Raw genomic sequence first — 580 nt, 5'->3', positions numbered from 1 at the left:
CCTAGAGGCGATGCTCAACCGGTACCAGCCCGTCACGCCCGCGCTGTCTCCGCATCTGGCGCCACTATTTGCTGCCAGCACGCTGCTGGCTAATCGTGGTGGAACGCCACGACGCCCAACTGACAGGTCCCACGGCCCTAGCGGCCAGCAGGCCCCGCATTTATTAACCCCAGCAGCCGCTGGCGCGTCTGTTCCCCAACATGAATGCTGATGGCGTACAAATCCACTTCGCCGGCCACGTACTGGTCGTAAAGGGCTAACAATTCGGCTTTGGCATGCCGCTCTTCTTCGAGGGTGATGGCCATCGCGCGGTCCGCAATCTCTTGGCGCTGGTGGTGGGTTTGTTCGGCGGGACCAAAATTCAAAGGAGCTTGCACGGGGTTGCGGCTAAATAAACACGGCGAATCATTGCCAGCAAAGCCCAGAACGGGGCCGCTTGTTTTGAGCTTGGTTAAAGACAGGACCCCGTAGCACAGAAAACAGGCCTCAGACCGGCAACACACCATGCCGGACGCGTTTCGGAGGGAGGCCTCAACCTGCCCTTATTGCGGCAAGTGACTGGAAATGATTCAGATGTTCA

At 58.8% G+C, this 580-nt stretch carries 1 protein-coding gene; it reads right to left on the bottom strand.

Annotation, left to right across the window (positions count from 1 at the left end; all coding sequences use genetic code 11):
• Positions 1–137: 137 nt before the first annotated feature.
• Positions 138–377 carry a hypothetical protein gene (locus HW554_RS20330; protein ID WP_126546997.1) on the bottom strand — a complete coding sequence of 80 codons (240 nt, stop codon included), beginning with the start codon at positions 375–377 and terminating at the stop codon, positions 138–140.
• Positions 378–580 lie beyond the last annotated feature (203 nt).

This window comes from Hymenobacter lapidiphilus (assembly GCF_013377885.1).
Classification (GTDB): domain Bacteria; phylum Bacteroidota; class Bacteroidia; order Cytophagales; family Hymenobacteraceae; genus Hymenobacter; species Hymenobacter lapidiphilus.
This window is presented reverse-complemented; position numbering and strand designations above follow the sequence as displayed.